The organism is Microvirga zambiensis WSM3693 (assembly GCF_016735695.1).
Classification (GTDB): Bacteria; Pseudomonadota; Alphaproteobacteria; order Rhizobiales; family Beijerinckiaceae; genus Microvirga; species Microvirga zambiensis.
On sequence record NZ_JAERQD010000006.1, the window covers coordinates 31,706 to 52,772 of the forward strand.

The following is a 21,067-nucleotide window of genomic DNA, read 5'->3' on the forward strand; positions in this document are numbered from 1 at the left end:
GTCCCCGCACCGCAGCCTCCGCGAGCCCGCGCGGCCGGCGCGGGTGATCCCTGTCGCCCGTGCATAAGAGAGGGCTTGACCGGAACGGCCGCTGCGGTCTCTCTTGGGGCCCACGACCAACGCGGCAGCGGCCGCCCCATGCCCGAGGATCTGGATTGGACTGGGACAAGATCAGGCTGTTCTACGAAGTCGTGAGCGCCGGGAACTTCACCCGCGCCGGCGAGAAGCTCGGCGTCAACCAGTCATCGATCAGCCGACAGATCAGCGCCCTCGAACACGAACTGAAGATCCCGCTGTTTCACAGGCACCCGCGCGGGCTCGTTCTCACTGAGCACGGAGACGTGCTGTTCCGGGCTGCGCAGGACATCCGCCTGCGTCTCGAGGAAACCCGCCATCGCCTCACGGAGACGAGCGAGCGGCCCGCCGGAGAGCTCAGGGTCACGGCCACCGTCGGCATCGGCGGCATCTGGCTGGCGCGGCGCATCACGGAATTTCTCGACCTCTATCCGGAGGTCCGGATCCAGCTGATTCTGACGAACGACGAGCTCGATCTCTCCATGCGCGAGGCGGACATCGCCATCCGCCTGCGCCGCCCGGCCCAGCCGGACCTGATCCAGCGCCGGCTCTTCACCATCCAGTATCACGCCTATGCGGCACACGCTTACATCGAGCGCTTCGGGGAACCGGAGCGCATCGAGGATCTCGACCGCCATTCCATCGTCTGCCTCGGCGGCGATCAGCCGGCCTTCATCCTCGACCTGCACCGCCTGACGAGCATCGGACGCCCGGCCCGCGATCCGCGCCCGAGCCGCTTCGTGGTCAATGACAGCCTCGCGCTCCGGCATGCCATCGAGAACGGCGCCGGGATCGGCATGGCGCCGGATTACGCGATGAGCAACAATCCCAAGGTCAAGCAGGTTCTCAGGGACGAGCAGATGCCGGTGCTCGACAGTTATCTCGTCTATCCGGAAGAGATGCGATCCGTCGCGCGCGTCCAGGTCTTCCGCGACTTTCTCGTCTCGAAGGCCCAGCGCTGGGATTTTTGAGAGCGCGGAACGCCGGGCCTGCAGGCGCCACGGTTGGGGGGAACCGAGATCGCCCTATCTCATTTTCTCCACGTTTCTTAGGCTACTTACCGTTTTCCTTCGAACCCCTGGGGACCACCCCGATGTCACGATCCTTTGTTGCCGTTTTCGCGATTGCCCTCGGACTTCCTTTCCTGATCCTTCTGGCCCTCGTTTCCTCGGCCTCGGGCGTCAGCCCAAGCGTGTTCACGCATGCGCTCGGCCTCGTGATCGCGTCGGTTTTCGTGATGCTGGTCGTCTACGAGATCAAGCGGATCGTCGATCTGCCGCCCGACCTGCATTGATAGCATTCTTGAGGTCACGCCCGGCGCATCGCATGGATCCCGAAAGCGGAGCCCGCTTTCGGGTCCGATGCTCGAGGGCGCGATCCTCAAGTTTTTCAGGTTGGCCGCGATCCGTTCAGGCAGCGGCTCTCGATCGGCCAGGTCTTTCCTCCGCAACCGCCCCCTCCAGAGCGACTAGCAGAACCCCGATGTCTTCGTGAAGAAGATCGATGGCATTCCTGGCGTATTCTCTGTATTCGTTCTTGATGTATTCCGCCTCGAAATCCCATAAGCCATCGTCATACTCGGCATCGTAAAATGCACGAGCAACCAATTCTATCTGATAGTTCATGTATGCCCCGCCGCACCATTATGGTGATTTCTTCTCGATTTGAGCCTGCGGCGCGATTACGCGATACGGAACAGTTTTTGGGTCGCCGTCAGGACGCTAACAGGAGTAACGTCCGTCTTGAGTGATCCGCAACTCGCCACTTGAGCTACCCCAATAGTAGTAGCGCGCCATCCCTGAAGAGGGATGACGCCGGCAAAGCGCAGGGTCGGCGACGGATGGACCAGAAAGTTTTCTTATTCGCCTAAAACCGGGGCCACGCCGTTCTGTGCGGCGCCGAAATGCCCTGCGGCCCACATGGCCGCCTGTGTCCTGTTGCTCGCCTTCACCTTGCGCAGGATGGCCTTGATATGCACCTTCACGGTCGCTTCCGCAACACCGAGTTCGCGCGCGATCACCTTGTTCGAGGCTCCCAGCGTGAGGCAGCGCAGGATCTGGGCTTCGCGCTCCGACAGCTTGTTCAGGAGCCTGGCGGTGTCGTCGACCGGCCTCGCGGCAACTGCGGCGAACCCGGCGGACGGAGCGCGCCTCGTCTGGTCGAGAAGCGCAAGCCCGACCGAGGCCGGGATGAAAGTCTCGCCGAGCATCACCATCTCGAGCGCCTTGACGAGGGCTTGGCGTTCCATGTTCGTCGGGCAAAATCCGTCCGCACCGGTCCGGCAGAGCGTCAGAACCGTCTCGGGATCCATGTCGTCCGTGAGAAGAACGACACGCGCCGACGGGCAGTGTGCCTTCAATTCCTGAATCGATGCCGCGTATTCCACTTGCGTCCAGGCCTCGCAGATCACGACGAGGACGGGCACCTTGTCCGCAAAGGCCTGCAGACCCTTAGGGTCTTCATAGGCGTCATCCATCGGGGTGAATCGGGTCCCGGAGAGAATATGGCGGATTCCGGCGCGCAGCAGCATGTTCTGGCAGATCAGAACCGTCGTCACATTCTGAAAAGGGTCTTGGGCGATCGGGAGGATCTGCTCCTTGTAGACAACATCGTGCCCCATGATTTTATGCCCCTTGTTCGTATTCGGCGATGCGCGGTCGAGGATCGTGACGCCATTCGCCTTATGATGATCAGGCGAGAAGCCTTGGTTGAGTGACGTCATGTCCGGGAAGCCGATCCACTGATGGATCATGCCGGTCGACAACCGCTCCAAAAGGCATAAGTTCCTCGAACGCGCGGGAGCGAAAGAGGTAACTCTCTTCATGCGGGTAGTATGACGCGGAATGAGTAATCCGCCCGATCAACGCTTCGTATCGACTACAACGATTCGCCATAACATACACTCAGCTTGCTTTGAGAATCGGCGAGCCTTCCACAAAAGGCTGCACGATTCTCGACGATGCACGGCTCAACATGCGCGTGACTTGATTTTCGGTGATCGGCTTCGAGAACAGATAGCCCTGCATCTCATTGCAGCCGGCATTGTGCAGAAAGGCCCTCTGCATCTCCGTCTCGACACCTTCGGCAGTGACCGTCAGAGACATGGCTTGGCCGAGCGATACGATGGCCTTGATGACGGCGGCCGCCTTGCTGCTCTGCCCGAGGCTCTGCGTGAACGACCGGTCGATCTTGATCTTGTCGACCTCGAAGCGATGCAGATAGCCCAGGCTCGAATAGCCCGTACCGAAATCGTCCAGCGCGATGCGGAAGCCCGCTTCGCGCAAGGTCCGCAGCGCATCGGCGGTGGCGGAGACTTCATCGAGCAGGACGCTTTCGGTTACTTCGAGCTCGACACGCCGTGGATCGCAGCCGCTCTCGCGGACGATGGCGATGACCTTCTCGGCGAAGTTCGCAGTCCTGAACTGCACCGGCGACAGATTCACGGAAACGAAGAGATCCGGCCAGCTTTGCGCAGCCCGGCAGGCCTGGCGCAGAACCCACTCGCCGAGCGGCACGATCAGGCCCGTCTGCTCGGCAACCGGAACGAACTGGCTCGGCGGAATGAAGCCGCGCACCGGGTGGCGCCAGCGGATCAGCGCCTCCACGCCGACGATCGCACCGCCCGCTGCGACCTGCGGCTGATAGGCCACTTCGAGGCCGTCATCCGTATCGAGGGCGATGCGAAGCTCCTCCTCGACGATACGGCGCACATTGATGGTTTCGTCCATCTCCGGCGTGAAGGTCCGGAAGCAGTTCCGTCCCTCCGCCTTGGCGCGGTAGAGGGCGATGTCCGCCCTGCGCAGAAGCTCGACGCGGTCGGCACCGCCATCGGGTGCGAGGACGAGACCGATGCTTGTGCCGACGAACACCTGATTCCCCAGAACGTCATAGGGCTCCAGGGCTGTGGCAAGGACGCGTTCGCACAGCTCTTCGGCGCTGTTCGCACCTGCCACCGACACGTGCAGGATGGCGAATTCGTCGCCGCCGAGCCGTGTGATCGTGTCGCGCGCGCCGACGAGCTTTGCCAGCCGGATCGAGAAGTCCCGGATGAGGCTGTCGCCCGCGTGATGCCCGAGCGTGTCGTTGACGTGCTTGAAGCGGTCGAGATCGAGCATCATCACCGCGATGCGCTCGTCGGCCTGCGTTCGGGCGATGGCGTGGTTGAGCCGATCCTCGAACAGCGCCCGGTTCGGCAAGCCGGTCAGCACATCGTGGAAGGCCAAGTGATGAGCATGGGCCTCGCTCGCCTTCAGTTCGAGCACCGTCCTTTCCAGAGCGGCCGTCGACTGCTTCAGTCGATAACTCAGCGCGCCGAGGAGCAGGAGGATCGCGATCGCGGCGACCGCAGTGGCAGGACCGACGGATGCGAGGATACGGTTCCCCGGAACATCCGGCTTCCAGATGAAATAGCCGATGTGCACTCCGGCATCGGATTGCACGGGAACGGAGATCTCTCCGGCATCGGGGTTGTCGACATCGGAAAAGCGCAGGCCCTCGATCAGATTTCGGTCCGCAATCTGTTTGATGAAGCTGCCATCGAGGAACCGGATGCTGACAAGCAGGGATTCGCGCCCGCGCAGATAGGGAACCGCGTCGGATTCGGGCACGATCTTCATCACGCTCACGGCAGCGGGGCGGCCGAAAAGCTCAAGCAGCTGCGCATCATGGACTGCCCGCCCGGTGACCAGATAATTGGCCGCGCCGGAATCCGCGACAGGCTGTCCGTCAACCGTGTCGGAGGCTCTGCGCAGGCCCGAGACGACATTGTCGATCTGCGCACGCACGCGGTCATAATCGCGTACGGATACGCGCTGGGAGGCGATTGCGGCCGCGATCGGCTCGTCGCGTTCGTTCAGGATATAGACCTCGTCCTGGCCAAATGTCTTGCCGAGCCAGACGCCGATATTCGCATCGAGCCATTTGAGATCGAGCTCGCTCTGGCTGAGCTCCATCACCAGATCGTCCCAGACGGCCACCATCTCCTGCTGCTGGGCAAGTTCATGGACGGCGGCGCGGATGCTGCGGTCCACGCTCCGAAGCTGGCGCTCCGCGGACAATCCGTTGCTGCTGTCGACAGCCCGGAGAATGGAGAAAGCCCCGAGGGAGAAGGTCGCCAACGCGACCAGCAGGACGGGCAGCAGGATGCTGTGCAGGAAGCGCTGCCCTGGGCGACTGAAAAATGACAAAGCCTGCGACACGGCGATACCGGAACGGCCTCGCGCCGGTCGAGCGGTGAAGGCCCGACGGCCGAGATCGATTAAATCAGGGATTGGGGTTGAGAACCGCCGGATTCGCACCGACCTGGCAGGATGGCATCATGCCTTTGAGTTGCGCGGCGTTCGGCAAACAACTCAACCAGCCACAGGTATCATGTTCAGGACGGAACAATTCTATAGCCCGGCCGAGGAGTCAATGAGGCGACTTCCCTATCGGCAGGCTTCGAACAATTAAAGTTAATGCAGATCGCTTCGCTTGCGGCGGACGAGGCGCTTCATTCCGGTTCCGCGTGCAGGTCCAGCACGCGAATCAGCTCGAGGCATTTCTCGGCGACGGCCGCCGACACCTTGGGGTCGCCGTGGTGATGGCGCATCGCCACCGCGTTCGCCTGCTCGAAAAGGTCGGTCAGGTTGCCGGAGATGAAGGGGCGGCAGCTCGGGAATTCGAAAGCCTTGGTCTCGGGAGAAGCCTTGGCGCGCTTCGCGGCAGGTCGCTTTGGCTCGAAAAGCGTGAGCACCTCGCAGCGATCCGCAATCCGCTTGAGATCCTTGAAAGCGATGATCTCGGCCATGTTCACTCCCACGCAACGCAACCGGCTTCGGCATTATCCGCTTCTTATGCGGAGGTCATTCGGTAAACCGGAGATCCGGCAAAACCGTTCCCAAAAATACCGGTCTCAAGAATAGTCGCGTGGGTCGGGTAAGTGATCCCGCTCTTTCGGGGTAGGAATGCCGGGCCTCCGGACGCTGCTCCGTCTTGCCTGTGGATAGGATGCTGTCTCAGCGTTCCCACGAATGCCTGCGCCCTGCCGGCTGCGTCGCCCCATCGATGCTCCAGGCCCCCGGGCCGGTGAACACGAAGAGCAGGAACACGAAGCAGAACAGGACGGCGGCATCGCCTCCGTTCAGGACCGGATAGACGCTCTGGGGCGCATGGAACATCCAATAGGCCACGGCCATCTCGCCTGCGAGGATGAAGGCGATAGGCCGCGTGAAGAACCCCACCAGGATTAGCACGCCGCCGATCAGCTCGAGGACGGCGCCGATGCCGAAGAGGGAGAAGAGCGCCGGCGTGCCGCCCTCGGGAGGGGCAGGGAAGCCGAACAGCTTCTGCGTTCCATGCGCGATGAAAAGGAGGGCCGTGACGATTCTCAAGGTCGCCAAGGCCTGAGGCGACCAGCGGTCGAGAGCGGCTGACATGATTATCGGAACCTCGTGTACGAGACCATTTCGAGGAGAGGTCGGGCCTCCCCCGCCCGGGTTATATGGCAGGCCTGCGGAAGTGGAACGGTCTCTGCGGATATTCATGTGGGGCGATCCTGAGAGTCGAGCTGGGATAACTCTCCTCCCCCACAAGCCTCGGGCTTGCCCGAGACTTTTCTTGGTCTGCCGCAGGTCAGGAACACCCGACTTGCGCTGGGGAGGAGTTGGAGGTGGGGGTGTGAGCGCTGCGCTTTTCCAGTTCAGCACTGAGGCTGCCGCAGGCATCACCTCTCCCCGGTGGGGAGAGGTCGAGCGAAAGCGAGGGTGAGGGGGAGAGCGTTACCCGGAGAGGGCGCAACCCCTCACCCGCGCCTCCGGCGCGACCTCTCCCTCAAGGAGGGGTGAACGCGAGCCACATCCTGATGGACTCCCACTCGCACCCCCACCTTTAATCCCTCCCCACAGGGGGGAGGGACAAGCCGCCTGAGCTTCACGCCGAATGACGAGCCAGTCCTTGAGGCTATCTACAGGACGCTCACGCTAAATTGAGCCCTCTACGCCTGGATCCTGTATCATCCGGCCTTGCCGGAATGACATTTCCTGTCAGCTTCCTTGCTCAGCAGAATGGAGGCAGGGATGAATCGAAGGCTTCTCGGCATGCTCGTCGCCGTCTTGACGGCGGCGCTATGGCTTCCTGCCCCCGAGGCCCGAGCGGAGGAAACCGAGGTCGATGTGGCCCTGGTTCTGGCCGTCGACGTCTCCCGCTCGATGGATCCCGACGAGCAGGAGCTTCAGCGCCAGGGCTTCATGGAAGCCTTCCGCTCTCCCGTCGTGCACGACGCCGTCCGCAACGGCATGGTCGGACGGATCATCGTCACATACATGGAATGGTCCGGAGTCGAGCACCAGAACGTCGTCGTTCCCTGGACCATCATCGACAGCCCCGAGAGCGCCGTGAAATTCGCCGACGGCCTCAAGGACAATCCGATCGGGCGCCTCCGGCGCACATCGATCTCCGGCGCCATCGATTTCGGCGTGAAGCTCCTCGACCAGACCGGCGTCGAGCCGATCCGTCGGGTCATCGACGTCTCGGGCGACGGGCCCAACAGCAGCGGGCGCGGCGTGGTTGCGGCACGCGACGAAGCGGTCGCCAAGGGCATCACCATCAACGGACTTCCGATCATGCTCAAGCGCCCGTCGGGCTTCGGCGACATGGAGCATCTCGATCTCTACTACAAGAGCTGCGTGATCGGCGGCGAGGGAGCCTTCCTGGTCCCCGTGCGCGAGCGGCAGCAATTCGCGGATGCGATCCGCACCAAGATCATCCGTGAGATCGCAGCCCTCCCGGCACCGCAAGATGCGCTGATCCGCAAGGTTCAGGCGGAGGCTCCCGTCAACTGCCAGGACGCCGACCGCTGGAACAACCGATGGGATCGCTGGGACAGGAACTGAGGCGCAAGCCTATTCGAGGGTGATGCCGGCGGTCTTGATGACCGTATCCCACTTGGCGCCCTCCTCCCGCATATAGGCCGCCATTTCCTCGGGCGAACTCTGGAGCACGTCGATGCCGGCTGCGGTGAGCTTGGCGCGGATCTCCGGATTGGCGATGACCCGCCGATAGGTCTCGTTGAGCTTCGCGATGATCTCGGCCGGCGTGCCCGCCGGAGCGACGAAGCCCTGCCAGGCCCAGGCCTCGAAGCCCTGATGATGGGCCGCCACCGGCGCCACGCCCGGCAGGCCGGCGAACTCTCCCGGCGAGGCCACAGCCACCGCCCGGATCGGTCCCGAGATCTGCGAGCGGGCGGTGGCGAAATCGATGAACATCATGTCGACCTGCCCGGCGACCAGATCCTGTACGGCCGGCGCCGCGCCGCGATAGGGCACGTGGGTCAGCTTGATCCCGGTGCCCTGCGACAGCAGCTCGGTGGCGAGATGGAACGGGCTTCCCAAGCCCGGCGTCGCATAATTGATGCGGCCGGGCGTCTTCTTCGCCTCCACCACGATCTCCTCGACCGACGTCACCGGCAGCTTGCTCGTGTTGACGAGGAGCACGAGGGCGAAGCGTCCGGTCAGCGAGATCGGGCTGAAATCCTTGTATGGGTCGAAGGAGATCTTGCGGTAGAGGGTGCGGTTGGTGGCGAAGGTCGCCGTGTCGCCGAGCAGCAGCGTATAGCCGTCGGGCTCCGCACGCGCCACCGCCTCGGCCCCGATATTGGTGCCGGCGCCGGGCCGGTTCTCGATCACGAATTGCTGGCCGAGCTGCTCACCCATGGCGCCGAACACCAGGCGGGCGAAGAAATCGGTGCCGCCGCCGGCCGCGTAGGGAACGATCACCTTGACCGGCCGTGTGGGGTAGCCGGCCTGTGCAAAAGCCCCCCATGGCACCAGGGCCGATGCCGCGGAAGCGGCGGCCAGGGACGTGAGAAGGCTGCGGCGGGTCTGGCTCATGGCGTTCTCCCGGACATCGATCCGTTATGGTTTTCGGCGTCCGGCAGCAGATAGCGGGACAGGACGCCCCGACCAGAGCCGGAGCGGGACCGCTTTCCCGTTTTTACCGCCAAGCCTGAAACATGGCGCTGCTCCCCGCATTCTCCCCTCGAGCAAAGAATGGCTTTGCAGAACAGGAGAAGACGATGGGCGAGAAAAAGAAGAAGGCAGAGGACGAACTCGTCGATGCCGGCTCGGAATATTCCTTCCCGGCCAGCGATCCGCCCTCCTACATGGGCGGCTCGGCCGTCGCCGGCCCTCCGCCGCAGAAGGAGCCGCCGCGGGAGCCCGTCAGCAAGACGGTGTCGAACCCCGAGGAGGTGAAGCCGGCCGGCGACGGGCTTCCCAATCCCGAACAGGCTGAAGCCGACAAGTCCTCCAAGACGTCATCCGGCAAAAAGCCCTGATCCCGCTCCCGAGACCCCTGGCACATCCGTTCCGGCACGATGTGCCAGGGTTATCGGAAGAATGTTCCATCCGAATGCCGGACCTTCACGCAGCCTTCATCTTGGCAGTGGCATCTGCTGTCGGCGGCCCTAAAATGGACGCGATTCCGCTCGGGATCGCTGAAGGGCACAAGAACGGCTCGAGAGAGCGCTCAAGGAAGATCTGCACCGATGGTGACCACCCGCATTCCGACGACACCGTTTTCAGACCAGCGCCCCGGCACGTCGGGCCTGCGCAAGAAGGTCACCGTCTTCCAAAAGCCCAGATATGTGGAGAACTTCGTCCAGGCGATCTTCGACACCGTCGAGGCTAAGGACGGGGCAACCCTGGTGATCGGCGGCGACGGGCGCTTCTTCAACGATTCCGTCGTCCAGATCGCGATCAGGATGGCGGCCGCAAACGGCTTCGGCCGCGTTCTCGTCGGGCAGAAAGGACTTTTGTCCACGCCCGCCGCCTCCTGCGTGATCCGCAAGCACGAGGCCGTCGGCGGCCTCGTGCTCTCCGCGAGCCACAATCCCGGTGGACCCGACGGCGATTTCGGCATCAAGTTCAACATGTCCCACGGCGGACCGGCACCGGAATCCTTCACGGAGGCGGTTTTCAAGCGCGCAAGCGAGATCGCCGAATACAAGATCGTCGATGCGCCGGATATCGATCTCGGCCGCATCGGCGCGACCAAGGTCGGCGGTATGTCGGTCGAGGTGATCGATCCGGTCGCGGATTATGCGGAGCTGATGGAGCAGCTGATCGATTTCGACAAGATCGCCGCGTTGTTCCGCTCCGGTTTCCGCATGCGCTTCGATGCGCTCAGCGCCATCACCGGACCCTACGCCAAGACGATCCTCGAGGGCCGTCTCGGTGCGCCGGAAGGCACGGTTGTAAATGGAGAACCGATGCCGGATTTCGGCGGTCATCATCCCGATCCGAACCCAGTCCACGCCCATGACCTCATGGAGCTGATGTACGGCCCCGATGCGCCCGACTTCGGCGCCGCCTCCGACGGCGACGGCGACCGCAACATGATCGTGGCGAAGGGCCTCTTCGTGACGCCGAGCGACAGCCTCGCCATTCTGACAAGCCACGCCCATCTGGCACCCGGCTACGCCAAAGGACTTGCCGGCGTGGCGCGCTCGATGCCGACGAGCCGCGCCGCCGACCGGGTCGCGGAAAAGCTCGGCATCAACTGCTTCGAGACGCCCACGGGCTGGAAGTTCTTCGCCAACCTGCTCGATGCCGGCCTGATCACGATCTGCGGCGAGGAGAGCGCGGGTACGGGCTCGAACCATATCCGCGAGAAGGACGGCCTGTGGGCCGTACTGCTGTGGCTCAACATCCTCGCTGTCACGAAGAAGCCGGCGGCCCAGATCGTGCGCGAGCACTGGGCGAGTTTCGGGCGCGACTACTATACTCGCCACGATTACGAGGAACTCGAGACCGCACCGGCGAACGCGCTGATGGAAGCGCTTCGCGCCAAGCTTCCCACCCTGCCCGGCCAGCGTTTCGGCGGGCTCACGGTCAAGACCTGCGACGACTTCGCCTATACCGATCCGGTCGATCAATCGGTGACGCCGAAACAGGGCATCCGCATCCTCTTCGAGGAGGATGCCCGCGCGGTCTTCCGGCTGTCGGGAACCGGCACCTCGGGCGCGACGCTCAGGGTCTATCTCGAGCGTTTCGAGCCGAATGCGGACCGGCACGACCTGCCGACCGCCGAGGTACTGGCGCCGGTGGCACAGGCGGCAGGCGAGATCGCGGAAATCGCGGCCCGCACCGGCCGCAACGAGCCGAGCGTCGTGACCTGAATCCCGGATGACGCCAGCTCAGTAGATCGCCCAGAGCCCCGGCGTCGCCAGTTCCAGGAGATGTCCGTCCGGATCCCGGAAATACAGGCTCGTACCGCCGCGCGACCAGGTCATTTTGCTCTCGATAGGGATGCTGCGCTCCTGCAGACGCACCTCCCACGCGGCGAGCTCGTCCGCGGCAACGGCGAAGCCGATATGGAGCGGTCCCTGCCCGTCATGGGGTGGGATGGTCCCGCCAGGGGTCGGCATCGGCTCGTTCGAGCCGCCGCGCAGGAAAAGAAGCAGCACGCTTTTCCCGCCCACATCGAAGGCGCACATGCGCTGGATGCCGAAGAGGAGTTTCAGGCCGAGGTCGGCCTCGTAGAAGGCCTTGGCCCGAGACAGGTCATCCACGTAAAGCGCGGTCTCGAGAACGGCATTCAGCCTGGGCATATCTGACCTCTTGGAATGCTGACTGCCTGCATTTTGTCCACGGGCGCCTTCGCGATGTCCAGTTCCCCTTGAAAACCTTGCCTTTCAGAGCGGCAAAAAATTGGGCAACGATGCTGACCTTTTGACCTTGAAGACCGTGGACCCACCCCTTATCTATTGCATTGCAACACGGCGATTGGCGTCGCAGCGTTGCTGCCCTTCTTGGGCGTTTCCTCCCTAAACTTCGGGCCGTTGGCAACAACGGCCTTTTTTCTTGCCTGCAGCCCAAAGCGTGGCCGTCAGGAACCCTTGCCGGATCCCGATGGTTTCCTCCCAAGCACGGCAAAGCCGGGGAGAGGTCCGATGTCCACCCGTTACCACGACATTCCCCCGGCCTATACGATGCAGCCGATAGACGCGCCGCCCATGAACGCTCGCTCGACCACGGCACAGCTGAAGGGCGATATCGACAGCGGGCGCACGGGCGACAAGAACCCGGCCTTCGATCCCGGCCTTTCCCCACTCGGCACCGACGACGAGGCAGCCGGCACGCCGCCAAGCCACGAACGGGTCGATCTCGCCCGGCATCAGGAAGCCTCCACGCGCTGGCAGGACGGAGCCGAAAGGGACAGCTATGCCCACGGTCAGTCGCACAAGGCGCTTTACGCCTTTGTCGGCTTCATCGGTCTCCTTCTGGTGCTGTTCGTCGGCGCCTTCGCGATGGTCTGAGCCTTTCAGGCCCGCGGCCGGACGCTGTCGCGGATCACCAGCTCCGTCTCCAGCCTTATCCGTTTGGGCGTCGGACGTCCCTGCAGGAGATTGATCAGCACCGTCGCCGCAGCCTGCCCGAGTTCCCGGCGCGGCTGGTGGATCGTGGTCAGAGCTGGCTCCGCCACCGCGGCGAACTCGATGTCGTCGAACCCCGTCACCGAGATATCTTCGGGCACCTTCAATCCCGCCGAGAACAGGGTGCGCATGAGGCCGATCGCCATTTCGTCGCTGGTGCAGAACACGGCGCTCGGACGGCCCGATCGCGCGACCAGGTTCTGGCCAGCCGCGACCCCGGATGCGACGGTATAGTCGCCTGGAATGACGAGTTCCGGATCGAACGGCAGGCCCGCCGCCTCAAGTCCGTCCTTGAAGCCCTGAAAGCGCTCCCGTTCGAGGATGTTGATGGCAGGGCCGCTCACATAGGCGATGCTGTGATGGCCCAGCGACGCGAGATGCTGCGTCATCCTGGAGGCTGCGGCCCGGTTGTCGATCTCGATCTGCGGAATGTCGACTCCCGGGATCGCTTCGCACAGCGCTACGAGCGGGATCTTGATCTTGGCCGGCTTTCCCTCCCCTTCCCGCGTCTGGCCGAACAGGTGGCCGTTGAGGAGGATGGCACCGTCCACGCGGCCCGCGGCGGTAAAGGCTGCGAAATGCGCCTCCTTTTCGGGCGAGCCGTCGAGATCGCTGATGATCATGCCGTAACCGGCCTCGAAAAGGGTCTCCTCGATGCCCCGCAAAATCTTGGAGAAGAATGTGTTGGCAAGGTCCGGCAGGACCACGAGCACCATGCCGGTTTTCTGAGAGCGCAGGCTGCGGGCCGCGAGATTCGGCACGTAGCCCGTCTTGGCGATGGCCTCCTGCACCCTTGCCCGCGCCTCGGCCGAGACGCGCTCCGGCGTGGCCAGCGCGCGGCTGACGGTGGCGGTCGAAACTTCGGCGAGCTTCGCGACGTCCTGGATCCGGGCGGCGCGGAGCGGGACGCCCTCGTGCTCCGATCTGTCTCCCTGCCCGGCCTCGTCCATGGATCTCCCCCTACGATGGTTCTGTTTGACAGAAGCCGTGGTTTGGGTAAAGTTTCATGTAAACGATTACATGGAACCCTCGTCGCAGCTGTCGAGGGTTTTTATGGCGCAAAAGGTCCCGCAAGAGGACAGGGCGCAAGCAGGAGGAAACGAATGCCAGCTCACGCCTCATCCAGCTGAACGTCATCCGGCACAGTCTTGCCGGCCACCGCCTTCGTCCAAGCGGGCGAGCGCTGTCGTTCATCCGGAGCAGTTCATGGATTCCGTTCTTCGCGCAGAGAGCATCTCCAAGTCCTTCGGGCCGATCGAGGTCCTGAGCGGGATTTCGCTCGACCTGAAGCCCGGTGAGGTGCATGCGGTCATCGGAGAGAACGGGGCCGGCAAGTCGACCCTGATGCGGATCCTCTCGGGTCATCTGCCGCCGACCAAAGGCACTCTTCATCTGAACGGGCAGCCGGTCACGTTCTCTGGGCCGGTCGATGCGGAGAGCCAGGGCATCGTTCTCGTCCACCAGGAAATTCTGCTCGCGCCGGATCTGACGGTGGCGCAAAACCTCTTTCTCGGACGCGAGATCCGGCGCTTCGGCTTCGTCGACGACGCGGCCATGCGCGAGCGGACGCGCGCCATCCTGCAGGAGCTCGGCACAAAGATAGACCCGGACCGGGAGGTCCGCCGCCTTTCCATCGCCGACCGGCAATTGGTACAGATCGCCCGCGCTCTGCTGGTGCCGCACAAGGTCGTCGCCTTCGACGAACCGACGGCGGTTCTCACGCCCATCGAGGCCGAAAGCCTGTTCGAGATCATCCGCAAGCTGCGCGCGCAGGGCGTCGCCGTCCTCTACATCTCCCATCGCCTGAACGAGGTGAAGGCGATTGCGGATCGCGTCACTGTCCTGCGCGACGGGCGCCATATCGCGACCCGTGACATCGAAGGTCTCGAGCCGCTCGAGATGGCCCGCCTCATGGTCGGGCGCGACATGTCCAAGCTCTATCCCGAAAAGCCGGAAACCGCCTCCGACCAGGCGCTACTGAGCGTGCGCGACATGGCGGTGCTGGGCTTTGTCGAGAATGCGTCCTTCACGCTTCATCGCGGCGAGATCCTCGGCTTCGGCGGCCTGATCGGCGCCGGCCGCACGGAGTTGTTCGAGAGCATCGTCGGATTGCGCCCGGGCCACGGCACGATCACCCTCGACGGCAAGCAGGTTCATTTCCGTGACGCCCGCGAGGCCATGGCGGCGGGCATCGTCTATCTATCGGAGGACCGGAAGGGCAAAGGCCTCCTGCTGCAGCAGAACCTGCGGGTCAACCTGTCCCTCGCGGCGCTGGAGAAGTTCACCCGCGGATCGTTCATCGACGGAGGCGCCGAGGAGCAGGCGCTCGACAAGGCGATCAAGGATTTCGACATCCGCACCCGTCGGCGTGACCTTCTGGCGGGGCAATTGTCCGGCGGCAACCAGCAGAAGCTCCTGCTCGCCAAGATGATGCTGGTGGAGCCGCGCATCGTCATCATCGACGAACCGACCCGCGGCGTCGACATCGGCACCAAGGAGCAGATCTACCGCTTCATCGCTTCCCTCGCCGCGGAAGGCCGCGCCGTCGTCGTCATCTCCTCCGAGATGCAGGAGCTGATCGGGCTGTGCCACCGGGTCGTGGTGATGCGCAACGGGCGTGTCGCCGGGGAGGTCGCGCAAGCCGACCTGTCCGAGGATTCCATCGTCTATCTCGCCACTGGCGTTCACGAAGAAAGGGCGGCGGAAATCGCCGCGGGCACCGCATGACCGAATCCGTGCTTCGCACCGGCGCCGAGAAGCGCCGCTTCTCCATCGACATGCGGGCGCTCTCGCCCTTCATCGCGCTTCTCGTGCTCGTGATCGCCGGCGCGTTGATCAATCCGGATTTCCTCACCACGTCGAACCTGCTCAACGTGGTGACGCGCTCGGCCTTCATCGCCATCATTGCGGTGGGCGCCACTTTCGTCATCGCCGGCGGCGGCCTCGACCTCTCGGTCGGCTCCATGGCGGCGCTGACGGCCGGCGTCATGATCCTGACGCTCAACAATCTCGGCGGCGGTGATCTCGGCACGCTCGCCATCGGCATGCTGGTCGCCATCGCGCTCAGCGCCACCTGCGGGCTGGCGAACGGCCTCATCGTCACCTTCGGGCGCATCGAGCCCTTCATCGTGACGCTCGGCACCATGGGCATCTTCCGCTCGCTCGTGATCTGGCTGGCGGCGGGCGGCACCATCACCATGCGCAATTTCGACCTGCGCGAAATGTATCGCCCGGTCTATTTCGGCAGCATCTTCGGCATTCCGATTCCGATCATCGCCTTTCTCGTGGTGGCCGCCATCGGCGCGCTGATCCTCTACCGCACATCCTTCGGCCGCCACGTGGTGGCGCTCGGCTCCAACGAAGACGTGGCCCGCTATTCCGGCGTGCCGATCTGGCGCGTGCGCACGCTCACCTACATCATCCAGGGCATCTGCGTCGGCATCGCCGTGCTGGTCTACGTGCCGCGCCTCGGCTCGGCCACGCCGACCACCGGCCTGCTGTGGGAATTGCAGGCCATCACGGCCGTGGTCATCGGCGGCACGGCGCTTCGGGGCGGCATCGGCCGCGTCTGGGGTACTGTGGTCGGCGCAGTAATCCTCGAACTCGTCGCCAATATCATGGTGCTGTCGAATTTCGTCTCCGAGTTCCTCGTGGGCGCGGTTCAGGGTGCCATCATCATTATCGCCATGCTCGTGCAGCGGTCAGTCCACCGCGGGCGATGAAACCGGGCTTAAGCCCACCGGAGAAGGGACAAAGGGCTTAAAACGACACTCCAGGGAGGAATGAAATGAAAGCAACGGTACTGAAGATCGCAATGGCGGCGGGCCTCATGGCCGGCGTCGCCACCGGCGCGATGGCCCAGCAGAAGAACGTGACGATCGGCGTCTCGATCCCGGCCGCGACCCACGGCTGGACCGGCGGCGTCGTCTATCACGCGCAGGAGACGGCCAAGCAGCTCGAGAAGACCTATCCGGGCCTCAAGGTCGTGGTGAAGACCTCGCCCGACGGCGCCTCCCAGGCGAACGCGCTCGACGATCTCACCTCGCAGAAGGTCGATGCGCTGGTGGTCCTGCCCTTCAACTCGGACGAGCTGACGAACCCCGTCCGCGAGATCAAGAAGCGCGGCACCTTCATTACGGTGGTCGATCGCGGCCTCAAGGACGCGTCGATCCAGGACATCTACGTCGCCGGCAACAATCCCGAGTTCGGCCGCGTCGCCGGCAAGTACTTCGTCGACAACCTGAAGCAGGGCAACGTGGTGGTCTTCCGCGGCATCCCGACGGTGATCGACGAGGAGCGCGTGACGAACTTCGAGAAGGCTCTCGAAGGTTCGGGCGTGAAGGTGATCGACAAGCAATATGCCAACTGGAACCGCGACGACGCCTTCAAGGTGATGCAGGACTACCTCGCCAAGCATCCGAAGATCGACGCGGTCTGGGCCTCCGACGACGACATGGCGCTCGGCGTCATGGAAGCCATCCGCCAGGGCAAGCGCGAGGACATCAAGTTCGTCCTCGGCGGCGCCGGCATGAAGGACATGGTCAAGAAGGTGATGGACGGCGACAAGATGATCCCGGCCGACGTGTCCTATCCGCCGTCGATGATCGCCACCGCCATGGTCGTCACCGCGGCGAACTTCTACACCAGCGCTCCCATGCGCGGCACCTACGTGCTCAACGCCCAGCTGATCACGAAGGACAACGCCAAGGAGCACTACTTCCCGAACTCGCCGTTCTAAGCGAGACACCTCTTCCCTCCCCGCTCATCTCAGGCTTGCCTGAGATGAGCTTGATAAGACGCAAATCGGGAACACCCGATTTGCGGCGGGGAGGGATTGAGGGTGGGGGTCGCAAAGTCGGAGCGATGCGCTCGACGAGATTGCCGACGCTCATTCTACCACGTCATCACCGGCCTTGTGCCGGTGATCCCGATTAAGAAAGCGCGGCGCTTCATAGAATTGGGATGGCCGGGACGAGCCCGGCCATGACGGAGCAGTTTCACCCCGTCGCACCACCCCACCCCTGCCCCTCCCCGCAAGGGGGAGGGGAATACCAGGAGTTCACCATGAAGACCATGAAGGGTCCCGGCCTTTACCTTGCGCAGTTCGCAGGGGACGAGGCTCCGTTCAACTCGCTCGACGCGATCTGCCGCTGGGCGGCCTCCCTCGGCTACAGGGGCGTGCAGATTCCCACTTGGGATGCTCGCCTCATCGATCTCAAGAAGGCAGCGGACTCCGCCGAGTATTGCGACGAGATCACCGGGATCGTGCGCTCGCACGGCATGGAGATCACCGAACTCTCGACGCATCTCCAGGGCCAGCTCGTCGCCGTGCATCCGGCCTATGACGAAGCCTTCGACGGATTTGCGGCGCCGGAGGTGCGCGGCAATTCGAAGGCGCGGCAGGAATGGGCCGTGAACCAGATGCTGATGGCGGCCAAAGCCTCGAAGCGCCTGGGGCTGAAAGCCAGCGTCACCTTCTCCGGCGCGCTCGCCTGGCCGTTCATGTATCCCTGGCCGCAGCGTCCCGCCGGCCTCGTCGAGACCGCCTTCGAGGAGATGGGGCGCCGGTGGACGCCGATCCTCGATGCCTATGAGGATGCGGGCTGCGACGTCTGCTACGAAATCCATCCCGGCGAGGACATCCACGACGGCGCCACCTTCGAGCGCTTCGTCGATGCGGTCGGCGGCCATGCCCGCGCCTGCATCAATTACGATCCGAGCCACTTCCTGCTGCAGCAGCTCGACTACGTCGCCTTCATCGATCTCTATCACGAGCGCATCAAGGCGTTCCATGCCAAGGACGCGGAGTTCAACCCATCGGGCCGCGTCGGCGTCTATGGCGGCTACGAGAGCTGGATCAACCGCGCCGGACGCTTCCGCTCCCTCGGCGACGGGCAGGTGGATTTCAACGCCGTCTTCTCCAAGCTCGCGCAATACGACTACGATTCCTGGGCCGTGCTCGAATGGGAATGCGCGTTGAAGCATCCCGAGGACGGTGCGCGCGAGGGTGCGGAGTTCATCAAGGCCAACATTATCCGCGTGACGGAAAAGGCCTTCGACGATTTCGCCGCCGGCGGAACGGACGAGTCCGCCAACCGCCGCATGCTCGGCATCGACGCGTAAGCGACAAAGGGGCGAGATATGACGATTGCAGGATCTCCCGATCAGAAGCTGAACCGCCGCCTGCGCCTCGGCATGGTCGGCGGCGGGCGTGGCGCCTTCATCGGCGCGGTGCACCGCATCGCGGCGCGTCTCGACGACCGCTGGGAGCTGGTGGCGGGCGCGCTCTCCTCCGACCCGGAACGGGCCAAGGCCTCCGGCGAGGATCTGCTGCTGAAGCCGGACCGCGTCTATGGCGACTTCAACGAGATGGCGCGGCGCGAGCGGCGGCTGAAGGACGGCATCGACGCGGTCGCCATCGTCACGCCGAACCATGCCCATGCGGCCGCGGCGCGCGCCTTTCTCAAGGCCGGCATCCATGTGATCTGCGACAAGCCGCTGACGACCACGCGGCGTGAAGCCGATCAGCTGGCAAAGCTCGCACGTGAATCCGGCCTGATCTTCGCAGTCACGCACAACTACACCGGCTATCCGCTCGTGCGGCAGGCGCGCGCCATGGTGCAGGCGGGCGAGCTCGGTGCGATCCGCGTCGTGCAGGTGGAATATGCGCAGGACTGGCTCGCCACCCGCGTGGAAGAAACGGGGAGCAAACAGGCCGAGTGGCGCACGGACCCTGCCCGCTCGGGGCCCGCCGGCGCGGTCGGAGATATCGGCACGCACGCCTTCAACCTCGCCGAGTTCATCGTGGGCGACGAGGTCGCCTCGCTTTCGGCGGAGCTCCACACCTTCGTGGAGGGACGCCGCCTCGACGACAACGCCCATATGATGCTGCGCTTCACTTCCGGCGCGAAGGGCATGCTCTGGTGCAGCCAAGTGGCTTCCGGCCTCGAGAACTGCCTGCGCATCCGCGTCTATGGCGAGAAGGCGGGCCTCGAATGGCATCAGGAGAACCCGAATTATCTCACCTTCTCAGCCTTGGGCGAGCCGCCGCGCATGATCCGCCGCAACGGCTACGGCGCGGACGATGTCTCCCGCGCCGCCTCGCGCATCCCCGGCGGCCATCCGGAAGGCTATCTCGAGGGCTTCGCCCAGCTCTACACGGATGTGGCCGAGCAGATCACGGCCCGAATCGAGAAGCGCGATCCCAACCCCTTCTCGCTCCAGGTACCGGGCGTCGAGCATGGCGTGCGCGGCGTGCGTTTCATCGAGGCGGCCGTGCGCTCCTCGCAGCGGAAGGCCGCCTGGGTCGATCTGTAGACTCCATCCATGGGAGCCCTGCGGCCATCCGCAGGGCTTTCGCACCGCTCCCTTGAAATCGCCTCCGCAATCATGACGTATAGGATGACCCTGTAACCGGCGGATTTTTAACGATTTCAGATGGCTGCCACGCATCATCACAACCATGGCCTCGAGGAGCTGAACGAGACGCAGAAGCGGGTTCACCGGATCCTGTGCTCGGCGCAGAATCCGCTCTCGGCCTATGAGGTGCTCGACAAGATGCGGGCCAAGGGCGCCGTGACGCCGCCCACCATCTATCGCTCCCTCGACAAGCTGATCGAGAAAGGCCTCGCCCACCGGCTCGAGAGCCTGAACGCCTATGTGGCCTGCAAGCACCCGCACCAGGAGCACGACATGGCGGCCTTCGCCATCTGTGAAAACTGCGGTCTGGTGAAGGAATTCACCGATCCGCATATCAGCGAGCGGCTGTCCCATTGGGGCGACGACAACGCCTTCCATGCGAAGAAGGTCACCGTCGAGATCCGAGGCCTGTGCGAAGGCTGCACCAAGCAGGCTTAGAGTTTGCCCGGCATTCGTCAGCCCTTTTGCGTGCTTTGATGCGTATCCTTAAGACCGCGGGAACCTTCTTCTTTTTGATACGTTACTACGTAATATTGCGCGGCATGCGGAGTCCCTCCTTGCCGGAATGCTTTCTTCCCTTTCGGAATATGCACAGCTGCAAGCACCCTCCGCAACGATAGCACATTGTCAGCGCCACATTTTACCTATATGAATATATAGGTTCCGTAATAACAGGAGTGCGGCTCATGAGCACCAAAGCCCTCAGGAAAGAAGAAGAGGAAAATCTCCTCCGTCGTGCAGACGATCTGTGCCGGCAGAACAATCTCAGGCTCACGCCGATTCGCGAGCGCGTCTACCGCGAGCTGGTCCAGAGCGGCGGTCCGGTCGGGGCCTACGACCTGGTCGACCGCCTGAGCAGCGAGAAGAAGCGCTTGGCTCCCGTCACGATCTACCGCGCCCTCGACTTCCTGCGCGATGCCGGCCTCGTCCACCGCCTGGCGACCCAGAACTCCTACGTCATCTCCCACGGCCAGCCGGACGTGAACGCGATGAAGATCATGTTCGTCGATTCGAAGACGGGCGAGACCATCGAGGTTCACTCGAGCGAGGTCGCGGAAGCTGTGCGCAAGGCCGCCGAGCAGGCCGGCTTCAGGTCCGTTTCGCCCTTCATGGAAGTCGAAGGCGAGATCGCACGCTGAACTTCAAAGCAAAAGGCAGAGT

21 protein-coding genes are annotated in these 21,067 nt (G+C 63.7%); 13 read left to right on the forward strand and 8 right to left on the reverse strand.

The features are described 5' to 3' along the window. The first annotated feature begins 155 nt into the window (after positions 1-155). The gene (locus JKL46_RS06655) at positions 156-1,046 is read left to right on the forward strand and encodes a LysR family transcriptional regulator (RefSeq protein WP_201831098.1); all 891 of its coding nucleotides are present in this window, start codon (positions 156-158) and stop codon (positions 1,044-1,046) included. Between the two features lie 122 nt (positions 1,047-1,168). Continuing rightward, positions 1,169-1,369, forward strand: coding sequence for a hypothetical protein (locus JKL46_RS06660; protein ID WP_201831100.1), 201 nt, complete (start codon positions 1,169-1,171; stop codon positions 1,367-1,369). A gap of 115 nt (positions 1,370-1,484) precedes the next feature. Here JKL46_RS06660 and JKL46_RS06665 read toward each other — a convergent pair whose 3' ends face one another. The 5 genes from JKL46_RS06665 to JKL46_RS06685 form a co-directional block, all read right to left on the reverse strand. Beyond that, complete coding sequence (locus JKL46_RS06665) at positions 1,485-1,700, reverse strand: hypothetical protein (RefSeq protein ID WP_201831102.1); 216 nt, start codon at positions 1,698-1,700, stop codon at positions 1,485-1,487. A 233-nt stretch (positions 1,701-1,933) separates the two neighbouring features. Next, positions 1,934-2,827 (reverse strand): response regulator transcription factor, encoded by an 894-nt coding sequence (locus JKL46_RS06670; RefSeq protein ID WP_246529186.1) that lies wholly within the window; start codon positions 2,825-2,827, stop codon positions 1,934-1,936. 151 nt (positions 2,828-2,978) lie between these two features. Continuing rightward, positions 2,979-5,261, reverse strand: a complete 2,283-nt coding sequence (locus JKL46_RS06675; RefSeq protein WP_201831109.1) for a putative bifunctional diguanylate cyclase/phosphodiesterase — start codon at positions 5,259-5,261, stop codon at positions 2,979-2,981. Between the two features lie 305 nt (positions 5,262-5,566). Further along, complete coding sequence (locus JKL46_RS06680) at positions 5,567-5,863, reverse strand: hypothetical protein (RefSeq protein ID WP_201831110.1); 297 nt, start codon at positions 5,861-5,863, stop codon at positions 5,567-5,569. Between the two features lie 208 nt (positions 5,864-6,071). Then, positions 6,072-6,491: a DoxX family protein gene (locus JKL46_RS06685; protein WP_201831113.1), complete on the reverse strand. Its 420-nt coding sequence runs from the start codon at positions 6,489-6,491 to the stop codon at positions 6,072-6,074. A gap of 639 nt (positions 6,492-7,130) precedes the next feature. Here JKL46_RS06685 and JKL46_RS06690 point away from each other — a divergent pair. Then, on the forward strand, positions 7,131-7,946 hold the full coding sequence (locus JKL46_RS06690; RefSeq protein ID WP_246529187.1) for a DUF1194 domain-containing protein: 816 nt from the start codon (positions 7,131-7,133) through the stop codon (positions 7,944-7,946). A gap of 9 nt (positions 7,947-7,955) precedes the next feature. Here the strand turns inward: JKL46_RS06690 and JKL46_RS06695 are convergent, their stop codons facing one another. Continuing rightward, positions 7,956-8,942, reverse strand: coding sequence for a Bug family tripartite tricarboxylate transporter substrate binding protein (locus tag JKL46_RS06695; protein WP_201831115.1), 987 nt, complete (start codon positions 8,940-8,942; stop codon positions 7,956-7,958). 185 nt (positions 8,943-9,127) lie between these two features. Between JKL46_RS06695 and JKL46_RS06700 the strand changes: the two genes are divergently transcribed. Both JKL46_RS06700 and JKL46_RS06705 read left to right on the forward strand, forming a co-directional pair. Continuing rightward, positions 9,128-9,388: a hypothetical protein gene (locus JKL46_RS06700; RefSeq protein WP_201831117.1), complete on the forward strand. Its 261-nt coding sequence runs from the start codon at positions 9,128-9,130 to the stop codon at positions 9,386-9,388. Positions 9,389-9,598: 210 nt separating this feature from the next. Further along, positions 9,599-11,230: an alpha-D-glucose phosphate-specific phosphoglucomutase gene (locus JKL46_RS06705; RefSeq protein ID WP_201831119.1), complete on the forward strand. Its 1,632-nt coding sequence runs from the start codon at positions 9,599-9,601 to the stop codon at positions 11,228-11,230. A gap of 18 nt (positions 11,231-11,248) precedes the next feature. On the opposite strand, the gene JKL46_RS06710 is transcribed toward JKL46_RS06705, so the two are convergent. Beyond that, complete coding sequence (locus JKL46_RS06710) at positions 11,249-11,662, reverse strand: VOC family protein (protein ID WP_201831125.1); 414 nt, start codon at positions 11,660-11,662, stop codon at positions 11,249-11,251. A gap of 342 nt (positions 11,663-12,004) precedes the next feature. Between JKL46_RS06710 and JKL46_RS06715 the strand changes: the two genes are divergently transcribed. After that, positions 12,005-12,370, forward strand: a complete 366-nt coding sequence (locus JKL46_RS06715; protein WP_201831126.1) for a hypothetical protein — start codon at positions 12,005-12,007, stop codon at positions 12,368-12,370. Between the two features lie 5 nt (positions 12,371-12,375). Here JKL46_RS06715 and JKL46_RS06720 read toward each other — a convergent pair whose 3' ends face one another. Continuing rightward, positions 12,376-13,437, reverse strand: a complete 1,062-nt coding sequence (locus tag JKL46_RS06720) for a LacI family DNA-binding transcriptional regulator (protein ID WP_201831127.1) — start codon at positions 13,435-13,437, stop codon at positions 12,376-12,378. A 256-nt stretch (positions 13,438-13,693) separates the two neighbouring features. On the opposite strand from JKL46_RS06720, the gene JKL46_RS06725 reads away from it, so the two are divergent. From JKL46_RS06725 to JKL46_RS06755, 7 genes are all read left to right on the forward strand, one after another. Beyond that, the gene (locus JKL46_RS06725) at positions 13,694-15,214 is read left to right on the forward strand and encodes a sugar ABC transporter ATP-binding protein (protein WP_201831128.1); all 1,521 of its coding nucleotides are present in this window, start codon (positions 13,694-13,696) and stop codon (positions 15,212-15,214) included. Further along, a complete protein-coding gene (locus tag JKL46_RS06730) occupies positions 15,211-16,209 on the forward strand; it encodes an ABC transporter permease (RefSeq protein ID WP_201831130.1) in 999 nt (332 codons plus the stop codon). Before JKL46_RS06725 ends, JKL46_RS06730 begins: the two co-directional genes overlap by 4 nt. A gap of 65 nt (positions 16,210-16,274) precedes the next feature. Beyond that, complete coding sequence (locus tag JKL46_RS06735) at positions 16,275-17,225, forward strand: substrate-binding domain-containing protein (RefSeq protein WP_201831138.1); 951 nt, start codon at positions 16,275-16,277, stop codon at positions 17,223-17,225. Between the two features lie 326 nt (positions 17,226-17,551). Further along, positions 17,552-18,610 carry a sugar phosphate isomerase/epimerase family protein gene (locus JKL46_RS06740; protein ID WP_201831143.1) on the forward strand — a complete coding sequence of 353 codons (1,059 nt, stop codon included), beginning with the start codon at positions 17,552-17,554 and terminating at the stop codon, positions 18,608-18,610. An 18-nt stretch (positions 18,611-18,628) separates the two neighbouring features. After that, entirely contained in the window at positions 18,629-19,804 is a 1,176-nt protein-coding gene (locus JKL46_RS06745) for a Gfo/Idh/MocA family protein (RefSeq protein WP_201831144.1), read from the forward strand. 120 nt (positions 19,805-19,924) lie between these two features. After that, positions 19,925-20,344 carry a Fur family transcriptional regulator gene (locus JKL46_RS06750; protein WP_246529188.1) on the forward strand — a complete coding sequence of 140 codons (420 nt, stop codon included), beginning with the start codon at positions 19,925-19,927 and terminating at the stop codon, positions 20,342-20,344. Positions 20,345-20,592: 248 nt separating this feature from the next. Further along, positions 20,593-21,045, forward strand: a complete 453-nt coding sequence (locus JKL46_RS06755; protein ID WP_201831150.1) for a Fur family transcriptional regulator — start codon at positions 20,593-20,595, stop codon at positions 21,043-21,045. Positions 21,046-21,067 lie beyond the last annotated feature (22 nt).

What these genes read in the sequence shown, in the direction of transcription:
- JKL46_RS06660 (WP_201831100.1), top strand. Translation starts at nt 1,169, where the DNA reads ATGTCACGATCCTTTGTTGCCGTTTTCGCGATTGCCCTCGGACTTCCT.
- JKL46_RS06665 (WP_201831102.1), bottom strand. Translation starts at nt 1,700, where the DNA reads ATGAACTATCAGATAGAATTGGTTGCTCGTGCATTTTACGATGCCGAG.
- JKL46_RS06670 (WP_246529186.1), bottom strand. Translation starts at nt 2,827, where the DNA reads ATGATCCATCAGTGGATCGGCTTCCCGGACATGACGTCACTCAACCAA.
- JKL46_RS06680 (WP_201831110.1), bottom strand. Translation starts at nt 5,863, where the DNA reads ATGGCCGAGATCATCGCTTTCAAGGATCTCAAGCGGATTGCGGATCGC.
- JKL46_RS06685 (WP_201831113.1), bottom strand. Translation starts at nt 6,491, where the DNA reads ATGTCAGCCGCTCTCGACCGCTGGTCGCCTCAGGCCTTGGCGACCTTG.
- JKL46_RS06690 (WP_246529187.1), top strand. Translation starts at nt 7,131, where the DNA reads ATGAATCGAAGGCTTCTCGGCATGCTCGTCGCCGTCTTGACGGCGGCG.
- JKL46_RS06695 (WP_201831115.1), bottom strand. Translation starts at nt 8,942, where the DNA reads ATGAGCCAGACCCGCCGCAGCCTTCTCACGTCCCTGGCCGCCGCTTCC.
- JKL46_RS06700 (WP_201831117.1), top strand. Translation starts at nt 9,128, where the DNA reads ATGGGCGAGAAAAAGAAGAAGGCAGAGGACGAACTCGTCGATGCCGGC.
- JKL46_RS06705 (WP_201831119.1), top strand. Translation starts at nt 9,599, where the DNA reads ATGGTGACCACCCGCATTCCGACGACACCGTTTTCAGACCAGCGCCCC.
- JKL46_RS06710 (WP_201831125.1), bottom strand. Translation starts at nt 11,662, where the DNA reads ATGCCCAGGCTGAATGCCGTTCTCGAGACCGCGCTTTACGTGGATGAC.
- JKL46_RS06715 (WP_201831126.1), top strand. Translation starts at nt 12,005, where the DNA reads ATGTCCACCCGTTACCACGACATTCCCCCGGCCTATACGATGCAGCCG.
- JKL46_RS06720 (WP_201831127.1), bottom strand. Translation starts at nt 13,437, where the DNA reads ATGGACGAGGCCGGGCAGGGAGACAGATCGGAGCACGAGGGCGTCCCG.
- JKL46_RS06725 (WP_201831128.1), top strand. Translation starts at nt 13,694, where the DNA reads ATGGATTCCGTTCTTCGCGCAGAGAGCATCTCCAAGTCCTTCGGGCCG.
- JKL46_RS06730 (WP_201831130.1), top strand. Translation starts at nt 15,211, where the DNA reads ATGACCGAATCCGTGCTTCGCACCGGCGCCGAGAAGCGCCGCTTCTCC.
- JKL46_RS06735 (WP_201831138.1), top strand. Translation starts at nt 16,275, where the DNA reads ATGAAAGCAACGGTACTGAAGATCGCAATGGCGGCGGGCCTCATGGCC.
- JKL46_RS06740 (WP_201831143.1), top strand. Translation starts at nt 17,552, where the DNA reads ATGAAGACCATGAAGGGTCCCGGCCTTTACCTTGCGCAGTTCGCAGGG.
- JKL46_RS06745 (WP_201831144.1), top strand. Translation starts at nt 18,629, where the DNA reads ATGACGATTGCAGGATCTCCCGATCAGAAGCTGAACCGCCGCCTGCGC.
- JKL46_RS06750 (WP_246529188.1), top strand. Translation starts at nt 19,925, where the DNA reads ATGGCTGCCACGCATCATCACAACCATGGCCTCGAGGAGCTGAACGAG.
- JKL46_RS06755 (WP_201831150.1), top strand. Translation starts at nt 20,593, where the DNA reads ATGAGCACCAAAGCCCTCAGGAAAGAAGAAGAGGAAAATCTCCTCCGT.